The following is a 15,071-nucleotide window of genomic DNA, read 5'->3' on the forward strand; positions in this document are numbered from 1 at the left end:
TGAAAATGCAACTTCAGCGGTTTGGATATCGCCCCCACAAACAAAAAAGGCCGCATTGCTGCGACCTTTTTAACGGCAATTTACCTGTGCGGGTGATAGGACTCGAACCTACATGCCGTGAAGCACCAGATCCTAAGTCTGGCGTGTCTGCCAATTTCACCACACCCGCGTGTTACGCTAGCTTGCGTAAAAATGGACTGCAAAGGTATTCTTTTTTGGGAATTAAAAAAATTACTCCATCCCCCCCTTCCATATCCTCGCCACCGCATCCGCATAAGCCGCGCCTATACTAATACTCGCCTCCCGCACATACAAAAAATTCCTGTCTATCCTTTCCACCTTACTATTCGCCACTATAAAAAACCGGTGCACCCGCGTAAACAAACTCCCCGGCAACAGATCCAGCGCCTCCTGCATAGACAACCGCGATAACAACTTCCTGTCCTTCAGCACAAAATTCACATAATTCCCCGCGCTCTCCAGGTACAGGATATCATCCAGCTGCAGTTTATACTGCTCATAGCCACTTTTCACAAATACATAATCTGGCGCATAAACGGCCGCAGCGCTCTGCTGCTTCAGCTGCAACAAGGAGTGCGCTTTATTACACGCCTTCAGGAACCGCGTCAGGGAAAAAGGCTTCAACAGGTAGTCAATAGCATCCAGCTCAAAGCTTTGTACGGCATGCTCAGAGTAGGCGGTGGTAAATACCACCATAGGCGGGTTGGTAAGACTGGTCAGGAAATCAATCCCGGTAATATCCGGCATCTTAATATCCAGGAAAAGCAGGTCGGTCTTTTCCCGGTTCAGGTGTTCCATGGCCTCAAAGGCATTGGTAAACAAGCCCTTCATTTCCAGGAAGGGCACTTTGGCGGCGTGCGAGGTGATAACAGACAGCGCCACCGGTTCATCATCTACAGCAATTGCGGTGAGCCTCATACCACATTGTTTTTCCGGTAGCCAAGATACATATTATTCGATTCCAGCAGCCGGTCATATTCGCCTTTGGGTAGCAATAATTTGCTGAGCAGGGGCATGATCTCTATCAGGGTGATGATCAGCACGATCAGCCGGTACCGGTTGCGCAGGGCGGCATGTTCCACCGTCAGCTCTTCCAGCGCTTCTGTCTGCGCCAGGAAACCGTTAGTCAGGGAGGCTACATACACCTTCTCTTTGGCAACGTTCTCCTGCCACAGGCCGGAAAGCTGCGTCTGCCGTTCCTGCTGTTGAGGGCCAAGGCTATTGCGCAGGGCCGTCAGTTCTTCATCAGCTTTCAGGTACGCAGTTTTTTTAACCCGGGCAATGCTGGATTCGCCAATCTTGCCGGAACCGCCGGTACCGTCTGTTTCTTTGATGTAATCGTCTTTATAGGCCTTCACCTGCGCCTCTTTTTGCTGCAGCTGCTGTTGCCATTGCTGCAGGTCTTTTTGAAGGGTAGTGGTGCGGTCCTCATTCAGTGTATTTAGTTCTGCGCGGAACCTTTCCAACTTGCCCTGGCGGTTCAGCACCATCTGTGCCTGTATATCTTTTTGAAACAGCAGCAGTACAATAGGCTGGGAAACAAACAATCCGATGGTGAAGGCCAGCAGTAAGCGAAAGGCCGCCGGTAGAAACTTCCGGCGGCCTGAGCCTGACATAGCCGTTATCAGGCTTCGGTCAATGGACAGGATGGCGAAACCAAAGAAAACCGCCAGTCCTCCTATAACCACATCATCGTCAACAATGGTAGAGAAAAAATATCCCCAGGCCAGGGTCGCGAATAACCAGGTAACCCCTACGGATATGCCCAGTATCCGGTACCTTTCATGATCGGCCCGGCAGTCTTTTAGAATATTGATATCAGCCGCAGCCAGCCACCAGAGGAACTTGCTAAGCCCATCCGGGGCCGGTGTATTGGCAGCAGGTGTTTGTTCCATAGATCGTTTTTTAGCGGGCCACACGAATGGTCAGGTGAACAAAGTATTCCGTAGCGGTCTGGCGTATGCTGAGCTCATGTTTGTCAGGATACAGCAATGACAGCCGGTCCCGCACATTGTTAAGGCCAATGCCGGGTCCTTCGGCCGTATGGTCGTTCTCTGGCCGTTCATGCGTGGTATTGTATACATCAAAATAGATGTGCATAGCGTCGCAGGAAAGGGAGATAGAGATCTTAGACCGGCTGCGCAGGCTGATGCCGTGTTTAAAAGCATTCTCCACAAAAGGGATGAGCAGCATGGGCGCTATCTCATGATCGCAGTGGTGCTCATTGATGTTCACATCTATCAGTATATCCGGGGAAGCCTGTGTGCGCAGGCGCTGTAATGCAATGTAATTATGCAGATAGGCTACTTCCTTGCGAAGTGCTATCTTCTCGCGATGGTTCTCATCCAGCATAAACCGCATCATATCGCCCAGCCGTTGAATACCTTCGCTGGTATTGGTGGCATTCTCCTGCAAGGCGGTGCCATACAGCGTATTAAGGGCATTAAATAAGAAATGGGGGTTGATCTGGGAGCGAAGGAAATCCAGGTCGGCAGTAGAGCGGCCCAGGGCTTTCTGCAGCGTTAGCATGGTATCTGTGCGTTTTTGGCGGGTAGTATACAGCCACCAGGTTAGCGGCAATAGCGCCACAAACTGCACCAGCATCAGGCAAAGCATAATGCCAAATACGAGTCCGTCGTCGTGGCCGCGCGTCATGGCTACCGCCGCCAGGAGAACAGCCAGACCTGCCGCAAAGGAGGTAAATACAATATCCCGCCACAATATCCATTTGTTCCGGTGTTCATCAAATCTGGGAAACACGCGGTTGAGCCATACAAAAAAGACCACCGCATAATAAGGGCCGCCGCAGGCAATGGCCACCGCCAGCATAGGCGCATGTATACCCGCCGAAAAGATCAGCAACGCTACCCATATCACCAACGCCATACCTACCTCGCTCATCACCAGCTTACGCTGATGAAAGTACTGGAAGTACAGGTGTTTACCGGCATAATACAACACATAGATGATACTATAGAACGCCGTAGTGATAAAGGCAGATTTGGCAAAATACATATGCGCCCCCTGCACCGTTTGGTATACGCCCAGCAAATAGCCATACCGGTAAGAATTAGCCACCATCAGCACCAGGAATACGGTAAGCAGGGCAAGACCGGCCAGCAGCAGGCCGGCCAGCCAGCGCTCCTGCTCCAGGAAGCGGGGAACAACAAACATATTCAGGAATAGAAAAGCGGCATACACAACGGTCATATGAGCCAGTAACGGCAGCAGGTAATGGATATAATAATCAAATACCTGGTGATACTGGTGGAATTTATGCCCATATGTATGCTGCATCTCAAACACATTAAAGGTCACGCTACGGTACAGCAATGGGAACAATAGCAGGAGAAAGATGGCCGTCACCGCCCCAAACTCCAGTTTCTTGAAAGGGATCATTGTTGAAAATTTCAACAATGATAGGAATCAATCATAAGTCCTGGCCCGAAATGGGATGAAACCACCCGAAAATGGGATGAACCCACTCACAGGACTCCACCACACAGTGCCAACAGCTATTACGCCCGGCAGCATCCCCACGCCCAGCCTTCCTCTCTGGCCTGACGTGCATACTGCGTTGCCGGCAGGTTCCGTGGTGGGGCCTTGGCCGGCGCGGCTCCTACAGCCCACCTGCAAAACGAACATCCCGCGGCGGGCGCAGCCCCACGGCGGAACCCTGCCGGCATAGCATCTCCCTCGCCGCTGCCCAATAATCTGATCCTGCCAACGCAGCCCCACGGCGGAACCCTGCCGGCATAGCATCTCCCTCGCCGCTGCCCCAATAATCTGATCCTACCAACGCAGCCCCACAGCGGAACGCTGCCGGCAAAGCCCATCTCCAAAAAACTGATCATATCAGCCCACCCACCATATCATCATCGCGTAACTCCCATCCACCTCCATAAATATTGCCACATTTAACTATATTTAAATATAATTAATATGAAAAAACACCGAAATTTGTCGTATCTTTTATAGACCCAAATATTGCCTGTATGAAGACCATAACTTTACTCAAAATCCCTTTACTCTGTTTAACCGCTCTTTCCTGTTTCACCGCCTCCGCACAGCAGAAAAGCGCTGCGTACGCTATTACTGCAGATACCATCGGCGGCATCAACTGGAACGTGTTGAGGTTAATAGACATTAATAACGGCTCCGCCATCAACCAGCTGGCCAAAGCGCCCGCGCCGGCGGCAAACGTAGTGCAGGCCGCTAAAGCAGCGCCTAATGCTAAAACCAACGGTAGCGCTAACCTGGGCCGTGTAGCCGCCTGCGCATTCGACAATGCCACCCACCGCCTGTTCTTTGCTACCATGCAAACCAATGAGCTGTATGCCGTAAACCTGAACGCCAGCGGCGCTGCGCCTATCAAAGTGGCAGACCTGCGGATCAACGATCCCTTTGTCAGCCATCCGGAAGAGAACAACATCAGCCGCATGGTGATCGGCGCAGACGGTAACGGCTACGCCCTTACCAACGACGCAGAGCATTTCTTTGCCTTTGCTACTACCGGTCAGCAGGTACAGTTCCGCGATCTGGGCACGCTGAAGGACGCCGCCACCAATGGAGAAAACTCTATCCACTCCTTCTGCACCGGCTGGGGAGGCGATATGGTAGCAGATAAATACGGCTTTCTTTACGTGATCAACATCTACAACAAGGTATTCAAGATCGATGTAAACAAGCAGGAAGCTACTTATACCGGCAACATCTCCGGCCTGCCCGCGGGCTTTTACACCAATGGCGCTGCCGTGGATGATGATGGTAAAATTCTGTTAAGCTGCTCCACCTTCGGCAAAGGTTATTATGTAGTAGACATCAACAGCCTCGTCGCACAGCCTGCGCCTAACAAAAATAACGACGTATTTAACGCCTCTGACCTGGCCAGCGCCAACCTGCTGTTCCAGGATAAGAAAGACCTCGCCATTGTGCAGGATCAGTTAATGGATCTGGACGGCAACGTATCCGTATGGCCTAACCCGGTACCCGCCGCCAGCAAAAGCTTTAACATCGTGTTCAACACCATTGATAAAGGTGATTACATGGTGCAGCTGGTAGATATGGATGGTAATGTAGTAGTGAACAAACCCGTACGTATCGCCGGCAAACGCCAGAGCTTCCCTGTAAATTATACCGGCTCCGTATCTAACGGTCTGTATATGGTAAGACTGGTGAACAGCAAGAATGTAACACAATCAGTACGTAAGATCTTTATCCTGTAATCAGCCATTACAGCACACGTCCTATTTCAATATAAAGGGGCCGCTTCGCATAGAGGCGGCCCTTTCTTATGCCGCCTCCACACGTCCCTCCGCACCTTGCCTCCCCGCCGCCCCCACGCCATGCTCCGCGCCCTACCGGGCCTCCGCACCGCCTCCGCACGTCCCTCCTACGCCGCCCTGCGCTCGCTCCTCCTACGCCGCCCTGCGCTCGCTCCTCCTACGCCGCCTTCGCCACGCCAAACCCGCTTTTCACAAAGCGCTTACCCAATGCGATAAACGGTTTTTCCACCCACAGGAACAGCGCATAGGAAATAACCAGGTTCGCCACCAGGAACACCGCTACCGCAATACCCGCATTAGCTACCTTGCCCAGTGGAGAGTACGTGATCACCATGCGTATCACGCCAGGCATCAATATCATGTGAATAAGATAAAGGGAGTAAGATACATCCGCGCCAAAAGCGCCTAATTTACCCCCCAGCCCCTGCCGGATCTTATCCAGCATAAACCCTATGCCCGGGTGCGCATAGGGTTTGATCTGGTTGGCAAACAGCAGGGTAATAATACATAGGATAGTTACCACCGTTAACGGACCGGTAAAAGGCAGTATCAGCAAAGACCATACGGCCAGGTGCACCAGCTTTACCTTATTGAAAAGATATGCCGCCAGCAGCATACCCAGTAAAAAATAATGGAGGGAGTAAAACAGCAGGGAAGGGGCCTGGAAATCGATCACCCGCCCCGGTTTGGTCCAGCCGCCAAACAGCTGCTGTACGGCTATGGCGGCCAGCAGGGTAAACACAATGAATTGCATCATGCGGTTCTTCACAATACGGTTATTCTTAAAGAACACCAGGTATAGGAAAGGGAACAGCATATAGAACTGCGCCTCCAGCGAAAGGCTCCAGGCCGGGCCCAGTATGCTGGTATTCACTTCCGGCAGCAACCCGTGCAAAAAGGTCAGGTGCAGCAGCAGATCCGTAAAATGAGGATAGGCCGCCGGGTTATACGTGGTGGCAAAATGGGCGTCTTTCCCCGTAAAATAATGGTAGTTGATGTATACGCTCTCAAAATTGTACTGGAAAAGATTATAGGCCACTATAATGGCTACCAGGTACAACGGATACAGCCTAAACAGGCGGCGTACCCAGAACTTGCCGAATGTAGCGCGTTCCGTAGGCGGCTCTTCCCGTTCCCGCTTTATATAATGGTACATCATCAGGAAACCGGTGATCACCATAAAACCATCTACCGCAGGGCCATTGGTCATCAGTATATTGCCAATGACCGGTATCTTCATAAAAGAAGCGCCCCCTATGTATTTATAAAAATGTCCCAGCGCTACCCATAGCGCCAGTATAAATCTGAATCCGTTGAGAAAATCAGTATTAGGTTTTTCCATAATTTCGTCTTTGTTGGTATAGGTACTATAAACAGGATACAGGTACAGAAAATAAACAGATATGGTGCTGTAATTTTAACCATTCCTGCAGGATCAGCTTACTACTAATAATGCTATAATTATAAAGCAGGCCCCGGCCGGATACTACTTATTTTAATAACAAACGTAAAAAGGCCTTGTTTTGCATATGCCTTCACGCCGTAAAGCTAACATACCGGTACACACTACAGATGAGCTGCACCCAACAGGCCTGCAGATCCATATTGTTGACGATAGCAACATTAAGGATGCAGACACGGTGACCAGCGCCCAGGGCATACACCGGGATGATTACTACATCTTCCTCGTATTAAAAACCGGCGCTGGTAGTATGATGGTGGATTTTCAGTACCAGGAGCTCACCGCGCCAGGCATTTTGTTTGTACTGCCTGGCCAGGTGCATCAATATATCAGCGCCTCCCCGGGCTCTTCCAGTTGGGTAATTGCGGCAGACAGCCTGTTGATCAGCGAGCTGTTTCAGCCCGTATTTAATGCGGAATCCCGTACCGGCCCCCTGTCCATTACACCGCAACAGCTGGAAGCCTTTAATAATACCTGCGCCCTGCTCAACTGCCAGCTGGCAAATGCACCCGCTACGCCCTATGCAAAACCTGTTATACATGCCCTGGTGACTGCATTTGCAGGCATGGTGGCCGCCGTGTATACGGAGCATGCCGGCCGCGGTAAACAAGGCCAGCGCGGCGCTGCCATCACCAGCGATTTCCGGCAGCTGCTCACCGCCAGTTACAAAACCATGAAAAGTCCGGTGGACTATGCCCGGAAAATGAACCTCTCCCTCTCTTACCTCAACGAAATGGTAAAGGCCCATACAGGCTTCCCCGTCAGCTACTGGATCCAGCAGGAAAGCATGCTGGAAGCCCGGCGCCTGCTGTATTACACACAACTAAGCATCAAAGAGGTGGCCTATGACCTGGGCTACGATGATCCCACCTATTTCTCCCGCCTGTTTAAAAAAGTGGTCAGCCTCAGCCCCGGCGATTACCGCAAGCGATACCGCGAATAGTCCAGCTTTTGCCATGTATTGTCTATTCCCGGCGGCGGAATGATTCGTTGCTTTGCAGACTAAACCGCCTTCTTTATGGGAAACACAATACAGGTAATAAAACAAAAAACAATAGCGCGCATCGCGCAGCGAAGGTCTAAGACCGCCAGCGTACTGGCAGTACGGACCTGGGAGCCGGAGGGGATGATAGAGGTGGATGTACACCTGCCGGATACGGATATGAGCCGGTGGACAAACGCCCAGCATATAGATATAGCCGTGGCAGAAGGAGTGTACCGGGACTATACGCCTTTTGGCTGGGATGCCGGTACCGCTACCTGCACACTGCTCATAGAAACCGGGCATAATGGCGCCGGTACCCGTTGGGCGCAAAAGCTACAGCCAGGGGATAGTTTCTCCTACCTGGGGGTAGGGGCCACCTCACACCGGCCCGCGGCAGGGGCGCCGCTTGTCTTTCTGGGTGATGAAAGCAGCATTGCGCACTTCCTTGCACTACGGCAGCTGGCGGCACAATCCCAGTCCATAAGCGGGGCCATTGCATTTACCCACGCTTCGCACCGGGAGCTGTTCCATACCTGCTGTTATGAGCTGCAGAACATATGCCCCGTTAGCAAAACAGGCAGCAATGGTACGGCGGCGTTGTTGGAATGGGCCGCCGCACAAAGCTTTAACAGTGATACCGTCTTTTACCTGGCAGGCCAGGTGCAGGCCGTCCTTCGGCTCCGGCAATGGCTCAAGGCAAAAGGGTACAGTGGTAGTGGTCAGGTAAAGGCCCAGGGATTCTGGAAATAACCGCGCCAATAGTAATAGCCGTTAGCATGTTGTGTAATGATACGTATAACATTACACCATACTAACGGCTAACAACTATGACTAACGACTATTGTTTGTTAAAGAGAGATGATCAAAATATATCAGCAGCGCTTATTACTTCCTGTAACCGGTAACGCCCAGGGGAGAACCGGCTTTAGGCAGGCAGTAATTGGTGATATCTATCAGCGCAGCGGTAACAGTGGCGATCTTCTTGTTGGCCAGTGCACCGGTGCCTTCTTTGTAGGTACCACCACCTTCTGTATAGATATAAGCCCTGGATTCTACAACACCACCGGCTACCCTGGGTTGGATCAGGGCATTGTCGTTAATGGTCTGCGGTAATACCATGCGGCCATCATAACCGTTGATACGGATGCTGTTGCCACCGGTACGCAGTACGGTGTTGTTAGAGATCACGATCTGTGCGTTGTCTATACCACGCAGGCTGATGCCGTCATGAGCGCCCTTGTTATCACGGAACAGGTTGTTATAGATAACGTGCTGAGCGCTGCCATAACCGGAACCGTAGAACTGCAGCAGCTCACCCCAGCCATCATGTACGTAGTTATCGTGCACGTTGGTGTTGGTGGTACGGCCGCCTATCAGGATACCGCCATTATGGGAAGGATTCTGGTTAGTAGCCCAGTTCCTTACTTCATTTTTGTAAACTTCCAATCCGTCAATAGCGGCAGTCTGGATACCGTCCCCACCACCGTCATGTACCAGGTTGTTGTAGATCTTCACGTTCTTCCATTTGATAGGCTGCACATATTTGTGGCCCGCAACAAACTGTGAAGGATCTCCGTAGAAAGACAGGTTGGTGTTCAGATCCAGGTAAGTAGCCGTATGGCCAATGTAGAAGGCCTCATTCTGGTTACCGGTAACCTCTACATCATGGATGCTCAGGTTATTCATGTAAGAATTGGGATGCCAGGTGCTGGGATCATTTGCCAGCGGATCTGTTTTAGCCCAGATACCAGTACCACCATTGGTGATAGTGATGTTCTTTACTTCAAAATTGTCCGTGTGGTCAGCCAGGATCAGGTCAAAATAGGCCTGACGGGCAGACTGCGTAGAGCCAGTGATCTTGAATTGCGTTTTGCTGGTTTCGCCACCCAGTTTAATGTACTGACAGTTCTCGAAACGAAGCGCTTCGGCATAAGCGCCACTGCCCCAGGCCGGATTACCAATGGTGGTTACCGCGCCGCTCGGGTTCTTGATGATGATGGGAGAGGCTGATGTACCTTTCAGATTGTAAAAATAAACCGCTTTAAAAGTGCCCTTCAGGTTGATCACATCTCCCGGTTTGTAATAACCGTTCTTGTTATCAACACTCAGGTGACCGTAAGCGTCCGCTACCAGTGTGAATTGGCGGCCGGAAAGGGCCTCAGTTTTTGCAGAATCGCCTGCCGCATCGGCAAGGTTTCCTACATCATTCTTTTTACAGCTGGTGATCAATAGTGCAGCGGAGGCCGCTAAGGTTAGACATAGTTTTACTGCATGCTGGTTTTTAAAGACTCTCATGGCTTTTCTTATTATATGGTTTAAATGTTTAAGAAAGCAACAGTGTAAACATGACAAGGAATCATGTACACATGGCTGTTATGGCATAGTACACTTGGGCATAGGCAATAAAATGATGCATCGGTTTTTTGTCTCCCCAAATAATGACTGCAAAAAAACGGAACTTATTTTGAATTATTATCTTCTCTTCGTTGATGGGTGGGCGTTTGAGAGGAAATATAAACGTAATAATGATCGCAATAGCTGCGAAATTAGGGTGCTAACAAAATAAACATAAGAAAGTAGTGAATGACTATTTAGTATATATATAAAAAAAGCTAAACCTTAAAAAAAGTTAAAATTTTTTTCTTGTTTGAAATACCGGATAAATTACAGGGACTTACCAACCGTTTTTACGGAAGCCGCAAGAGCCAAGCGGGGAGCCGCTTTGCGGCTGATAGAAGTTGTTTGTATCCACTTCTGCGGCGGATACCGTTGTAAGCTTGGTATTAGACTCATTACCGTTGCCTTCTATCACCACAGCGCCGCCCTCCGTATAGATATAAGCATTAGGATACATGGGCGTGCCGTTGTTACGGGGCTGCAGCAACGCGTTGTTATTGGCCACCTGTGGCGCCGTCATGCCCCTGTAGCCGCTCACACGGATGCAGTTGCCGCCTGTTTTAGCCACCGTATTATTGGTGATCTGGATCACAGCATTGTCAGTGCCCCGCAGGCTCAGGCCATCATTGCCTTCCTGGTTATCCCGGAACAGGTTATTGTTGATGATATGTTTTGCGCCATTCTCACCAGAGCCATAAAACTGTAGCAATTCTCCCCAACCATCATGCACATAATTGTCGTGCGTGTTGGTATTGGTAGTACGGCCGCCTATCAGGATCCCGCCGTTATGTGAGGGATTATGCTGCTTTGCCCAGTTGGTCACTTCGTTGTTATATACCTCCAGCCCGTCAATAGCGGAGGTCTGTATACCATCTGCCCCTATATCATGCACATAGTTATTGTAGATCTTCACATTCCGCCACTTAATAGGCTGCACATACTCGTGCCCCGCTACAAATTTGGACGGATCATCGTAAAAAGAAAGATTGGCCGTAAGGTCCCAGTAAGTGGCCGTATGGCCTATGTACATAGCTTCATTATGTGTGCCGCTTATCTCCACATGATGTATGGACAGGTTCTCCATCATCGTATTGGGATACCAGGTAGCCTGATCTGCCTTCACAGGGTCCGTTTTGGCCCATATGCCCGTACCGCCGCCTGTAATGGTAATGTGACGGATCTCGATATTGTCTGTACGGTTCCGCAGGATCAGGTCAAAATAGGCGGGGTTGCCGCGCTGCGTAGAGCCATTGATCAGGAACTTGCCCTTGTTTTCATCACTGCCTATCTTCAGGTAATGACAGTTCGTAAAGCTCAGCGCTTCTGCCCAGGAGCCGCCATTCCAGCCCGGGTTGCCAATAGTGGTGATATGCCCGGTAGGATTTTTGATAGTAATGGGAGCGGAGGCGCTGCCGCTCAGGTTCGTGAAATATACCGCCGTGAAATTGCCCTGCAGGAGCAGCACATCACCCGGCTTATAGAACTTTTTACTGTTGTCAACATTCAGATGCCCATTGGAGTCAGGGGTTAAAGTATACGTTTTACTGGCGGCCGGTGGCTCATTGTTGATGTTTGGTATAATTTCGCCTTTACAACTGAGAACAAGAATGGCAAGGGTAGTGAGCATTAACATATATGAATGCTTGAATTGATATTGAGCGTTGGATGATTTCATGGCAAGAGATTTTTCACTGTTTCCAAATGTCACTGGCCTCAGGTAAATGAATACATCCTTGCTGGTACCGTAAAAATACGAGGTTTATAGCAGCTAAAGCTTCACCGTCACTATTTTTTCTGATAGCTGTAATACCTGCGCCGCTAAATCGTTATATTTATATACAACTAATATATGAGGAAATTTGTATACCTGTGCCGGTTGCTGGCCCTGGTCTTGTGCCTGGCCGCCTGCGATAAGCAGGACGAGCAGGATTCCTCCCTGGCTACCCGCGCTTTTTATATGGGAGTTACTCCCTGGCCGGCGGACTTTACCGCCCAGGCAGCTGTGGATGCCTACCGCTTCGTAAATGATCATTGCGATCTCATATCGCATCATTTCGATGAGGGCATTCCCTACGAGGCAGTCCTCAAGGGCCTTACCCTGCCGGAAGCCTTCCTCAAAGATGTAGCCTTCCGCAAAACCAGCACGCCGCCTGGCAAAACCGTTTTGCTCAGCGTAGCGCCCCTGAACAGCACCCGCCACGAAAAAGCGGCCTACTACGCGCAGGAGGCCCCGGCAAAAACAGTGATCAGCCACTGGAATGCCCTGGCTTTCAATGATCCTCAAATGGTAGATGCCTATGTGAATTATGTGAGCTTCCTTATAGAGCAGCTGGAGCCCTCCTTTGTGAACTACGGCGTAGAAAGTAATGAAATGAGCTGGGCGCCGGATAAATTCGCCCAATACAAGGATTTCCTCGCTAAGGTCTACACCCGGCTAAAAAACCGCTATCCCGCCATTCCCTTTTTCGTAAGCTTTATAGTGAATGACTCCCCGCAGTCCATGGCCTATGCCAGCGAACTGCTGGCCTCCACGGATTATGTGGCCCTGAGCGCATACCCTTATATATTTGCGAAAAGCAGCGCCGGCGGTAATACAGATCCCGCCCTGCTGCCTTCGGACTATTTTACCCGTTACATTAACCTGGCCCCCAATAAACCCTGGGGTTTTGCAGAAACCGGCTACGCGGCAGAGAACCTTTCCATACCGGCCCTCAGCATCCAGCGCCAGGGCACAGCGGTTTGGCAGCAGCAATACCTGGATAAGATCTGCCAGCTCTGTCAGGATAAAGGAGCAGATTTCGTCGTTTGGTTCTGCCATCAGGATTATAATGCAGGAAATGCACGGCTAAGATCAACCGGCGTATACCAGGATATTTTTGGCTTATGGCAGGATACCGGCCTCAAAGATGAAACAGCAAAAGAACGCCCGGCCTACCAGGTATGGTTGCAGTGGATGCAGAAAGCACGTAAGCGATAAGGAAGGCGGCTGCGTTTTGCCTCCTGCCCAACCTTGCCAACATCGCCAGCCTATTTTAAGCCTCCTATTACAAACGTCAGCGTCCGTTCCAATAAGCTTGCCTGTCCAACTCTTTATACAACCTCCTTCACTCCAACAAGCCTTCGTCAAACGCCATCATATAGCCTCCTTCACTCCAGCAGGCCCTCGCCAGCCTCCTTCACCAACCTCCTTCACTCCAACAAGCCCGCTCGTTAAACAGCCCTTCAAAATACTGCAACAAAAAAAGGGCGTATCTTTCGATACACCCTTTTCTCTTCGGTGGAGGATATCGGACTCGAACCGATCACCTCAAACATGCCATGCTTGCGCTCTACCAGATGAGCTAATCCCCCATCTCCAACAATTGCCAACTGGCTTTTGCGGAGTGCAAATTTATACTTTTTTCACAAAAACCAAGCACTCCACTAAAAATCTTTGAAAATTTCTCCTACCGTTTCTTTAAGATCCTTTGCCAGCAAGGGCTTGCGAAGCAATTTAATCACCAGTGGATTGGCGTTTGTACGGTTAATATCCCCATGATCCAGCGATGATGATACCATAATGATATGGCACTGCGATTTGATCTTATGCGGATAATTGTCAAATGCCTGCAAAAACTCAAACCCGTCCATCTCCGGCATCTGTATATCCAGCAGGATGATAGTAGGCGGTATACGGTGCAGCGTAATGTTCGAAGAAAGGAACTCCAGCGCCTTATTGGCATTGCTGAAAGAAAGTACGGTCCTGCTGATCTGCTGAAGGCTGATCAGTCGCTCATGCAACAAGAGATCTATCTCATTATCGTCGATCAATATTACGCGTAAATCAGGAATCGAAATCATTTCTGTTGGGAATAGTTATTTCAAACTGCGTACCTTCTCCGTATTTGGATTCAACACTGATCGTACCACCGATCTTATTCAGCGCCTCCTTTACAATATACAAACCTATCCCGCTTCCCGGCTTATTATTATTCTTGGAGCGGAAAAACATTTTAAAGATATTGTTCAGGTGCTCGCTCAATATGCCTATCCCGTTATCCTCTATCCATATGCTGGCTTTATGAGGTTCCACCTTCACCGTAAGGTTTACCTTGGGATTGGCTTCATCGGGCTTCTGATATTTAACAGCGTTGGATATGAGGTTGTTTAAAATTACGCTGATGCGGAAGGTATCTCCCTTAAAATCCACCGGCTGGTCTATATTCAGCAGAAACTCTATCGCCGTATTCTGGGGCTTAAAAGCGGCAATGCATTCCTGTAAAAGACTGTCAAACTGGATCTTCTCATACTCCACATCCAGGCGGGAATTACGGTAATATTCAATGATCTTCTGTATAAACCCATCCAGCTTCAGCACGCAGGATTCAATCATATCCACATAACCATTCGGGTCCTTTACAGAATTATCAAGCCGGGTAAGGTTGATGATCCCCAGCACAGACATTAGCGGAGAGCGCAGATCATGGGAAGTAGAGTAAATGAAACGGTTCAGCTCATCATTCGTCTTCTCCAGTTCAGATATCTTTTCCTTGAGCTGCTTCCGCGCCTGGTACATCTCAAAGGCATTATTAATGGTATTGTGCAGCTCATACTCGTCCCAGGGCTTCTTTACATAGGAAAAGATATGGCCTTTGTTAATGGCTTCAATAATATCCTCTACATCGGTATAACCGGTCATCAGTATACGGATGGGGTCTGGCAGCTGGTCCTTGATCTCATAAAAGAAATCAACGCCGGTGGACACAGGCATCTTCTGGTCTGCAATAATGATATGTACATCAATGCTCTTTAACAACAGCTTACCCTCCTGTGCGGAGCTCGCCGTGTATATTTCATAACTTCTTCTGAAACTGGCCCGGAAAGCGTTGAGGTTATGAATCTCGTCATCAATGTACAATATCCTGATACGGTTTTCTTTCAT

General features: G+C 49.8%; 12 protein-coding genes and 2 tRNA genes. 4 read left to right on the plus strand and 10 right to left on the minus strand.

From position 1 onward, the window contains the following. Positions 1 to 87: 87 nt before the first annotated feature. The 4 genes from F0L74_RS06985 to F0L74_RS07000 form a co-directional block, all read right to left on the minus strand. Positions 88 to 169, minus strand: a tRNA-Leu gene (locus tag F0L74_RS06985). Positions 170 to 231: 62 nt separating this feature from the next. Beyond that, complete coding sequence (locus F0L74_RS06990; RefSeq protein ID WP_149837081.1) at positions 232 to 939, minus strand: LytR/AlgR family response regulator transcription factor; 708 nt, start codon at positions 937 to 939, stop codon at positions 232 to 234. Then, on the minus strand, positions 936 to 1,916 hold the full coding sequence (locus tag F0L74_RS06995) for a DUF4407 domain-containing protein (RefSeq protein WP_149837082.1): 981 nt from the start codon (positions 1,914 to 1,916) through the stop codon (positions 936 to 938). The genes F0L74_RS06990 and F0L74_RS06995 overlap by 4 nt, the downstream gene beginning before the upstream one ends. Before the next feature lie 10 nt (positions 1,917 to 1,926). Next, a complete protein-coding gene (locus F0L74_RS07000; protein WP_149837083.1) occupies positions 1,927 to 3,420 on the minus strand; it encodes a sensor histidine kinase in 1,494 nt (497 codons plus the stop codon). A 596-nt stretch (positions 3,421 to 4,016) separates the two neighbouring features. Between F0L74_RS07000 and F0L74_RS07005 the strand changes: the two genes are divergently transcribed. After that, the gene (locus tag F0L74_RS07005) at positions 4,017 to 5,246 is read left to right on the plus strand and encodes a T9SS type A sorting domain-containing protein (RefSeq protein WP_149837084.1); all 1,230 of its coding nucleotides are present in this window, start codon (positions 4,017 to 4,019) and stop codon (positions 5,244 to 5,246) included. A gap of 217 nt (positions 5,247 to 5,463) precedes the next feature. Here the strand turns inward: F0L74_RS07005 and F0L74_RS07010 are convergent, their stop codons facing one another. Continuing rightward, a complete protein-coding gene (locus F0L74_RS07010) occupies positions 5,464 to 6,648 on the minus strand; it encodes an acyltransferase family protein (protein ID WP_149837085.1) in 1,185 nt (394 codons plus the stop codon). A gap of 187 nt (positions 6,649 to 6,835) precedes the next feature. Here F0L74_RS07010 and F0L74_RS07015 point away from each other — a divergent pair, with 187 nt between their 5' ends. Then, positions 6,836 to 7,711 (plus strand): AraC family transcriptional regulator, encoded by an 876-nt coding sequence (locus tag F0L74_RS07015; RefSeq protein ID WP_149837086.1) that lies wholly within the window; start codon positions 6,836 to 6,838, stop codon positions 7,709 to 7,711. 75 nt (positions 7,712 to 7,786) lie between these two features. Next, positions 7,787 to 8,503: an SIP domain-containing protein gene (locus F0L74_RS07020; RefSeq protein WP_149837087.1), complete on the plus strand. Its 717-nt coding sequence runs from the start codon at positions 7,787 to 7,789 to the stop codon at positions 8,501 to 8,503. A 135-nt stretch (positions 8,504 to 8,638) separates the two neighbouring features. On the opposite strand, the gene F0L74_RS07025 is transcribed toward F0L74_RS07020, so the two are convergent. Then, positions 8,639 to 10,048 carry a right-handed parallel beta-helix repeat-containing protein gene (locus tag F0L74_RS07025; protein WP_149837088.1) on the minus strand — a complete coding sequence of 470 codons (1,410 nt, stop codon included), beginning with the start codon at positions 10,046 to 10,048 and terminating at the stop codon, positions 8,639 to 8,641. Between the two features lie 379 nt (positions 10,049 to 10,427). Beyond that, positions 10,428 to 11,825, minus strand: coding sequence for a right-handed parallel beta-helix repeat-containing protein (locus tag F0L74_RS07030; RefSeq protein ID WP_149837089.1), 1,398 nt, complete (start codon positions 11,823 to 11,825; stop codon positions 10,428 to 10,430). Positions 11,826 to 11,999: 174 nt separating this feature from the next. On the opposite strand from F0L74_RS07030, the gene F0L74_RS07035 reads away from it, so the two are divergent. Continuing rightward, positions 12,000 to 13,127, plus strand: coding sequence for a hypothetical protein (locus F0L74_RS07035; RefSeq protein ID WP_149837090.1), 1,128 nt, complete (start codon positions 12,000 to 12,002; stop codon positions 13,125 to 13,127). Positions 13,128 to 13,428: 301 nt separating this feature from the next. Here F0L74_RS07035 and F0L74_RS07040 read toward each other — a convergent pair. From F0L74_RS07040 to F0L74_RS07050, 3 genes are all read right to left on the minus strand, one after another. Further along, a tRNA-Ala gene (locus F0L74_RS07040) sits at positions 13,429 to 13,501 on the minus strand. A 72-nt stretch (positions 13,502 to 13,573) separates the two neighbouring features. Next, a complete protein-coding gene (locus tag F0L74_RS07045; protein WP_149837091.1) occupies positions 13,574 to 13,990 on the minus strand; it encodes a response regulator in 417 nt (138 codons plus the stop codon). Continuing rightward, positions 13,974 to 15,071 carry an ATP-binding response regulator gene (locus F0L74_RS07050; RefSeq protein WP_149837092.1) on the minus strand — a complete coding sequence of 366 codons (1,098 nt, stop codon included), beginning with the start codon at positions 15,069 to 15,071 and terminating at the stop codon, positions 13,974 to 13,976. Before F0L74_RS07050 ends, F0L74_RS07045 begins: the two co-directional genes overlap by 17 nt.

The organism is Chitinophaga agrisoli, from assembly GCF_008386695.1.
GTDB lineage: Bacteria > Bacteroidota > Bacteroidia > Chitinophagales > Chitinophagaceae > Chitinophaga > Chitinophaga agrisoli.

What these genes read in the sequence shown, in the direction of transcription:
- F0L74_RS07050 (WP_149837092.1), bottom strand. Translation starts at nt 15,071, where the DNA reads ATGAAAGAAAACCGTATCAGGATATTGTACATTGATGACGAGATTCAT.
- F0L74_RS06990 (WP_149837081.1), bottom strand. Translation starts at nt 939, where the DNA reads ATGAGGCTCACCGCAATTGCTGTAGATGATGAACCGGTGGCGCTGTCT.
- F0L74_RS07030 (WP_149837089.1), bottom strand. Translation starts at nt 11,825, where the DNA reads ATGAAATCATCCAACGCTCAATATCAATTCAAGCATTCATATATGTTA.
- F0L74_RS06995 (WP_149837082.1), bottom strand. Translation starts at nt 1,916, where the DNA reads ATGGAACAAACACCTGCTGCCAATACACCGGCCCCGGATGGGCTTAGC.
- F0L74_RS07035 (WP_149837090.1), top strand. Translation starts at nt 12,000, where the DNA reads ATGAGGAAATTTGTATACCTGTGCCGGTTGCTGGCCCTGGTCTTGTGC.
- F0L74_RS07005 (WP_149837084.1), top strand. Translation starts at nt 4,017, where the DNA reads ATGAAGACCATAACTTTACTCAAAATCCCTTTACTCTGTTTAACCGCT.
- F0L74_RS07010 (WP_149837085.1), bottom strand. Translation starts at nt 6,648, where the DNA reads ATGGAAAAACCTAATACTGATTTTCTCAACGGATTCAGATTTATACTG.
- F0L74_RS07020 (WP_149837087.1), top strand. Translation starts at nt 7,787, where the DNA reads ATGGGAAACACAATACAGGTAATAAAACAAAAAACAATAGCGCGCATC.
- F0L74_RS07025 (WP_149837088.1), bottom strand. Translation starts at nt 10,048, where the DNA reads ATGAGAGTCTTTAAAAACCAGCATGCAGTAAAACTATGTCTAACCTTA.
- F0L74_RS07045 (WP_149837091.1), bottom strand. Translation starts at nt 13,990, where the DNA reads ATGATTTCGATTCCTGATTTACGCGTAATATTGATCGACGATAATGAG.
- F0L74_RS07015 (WP_149837086.1), top strand. Translation starts at nt 6,836, where the DNA reads ATGCCTTCACGCCGTAAAGCTAACATACCGGTACACACTACAGATGAG.
- F0L74_RS07000 (WP_149837083.1), bottom strand. Translation starts at nt 3,420, where the DNA reads ATGATCCCTTTCAAGAAACTGGAGTTTGGGGCGGTGACGGCCATCTTT.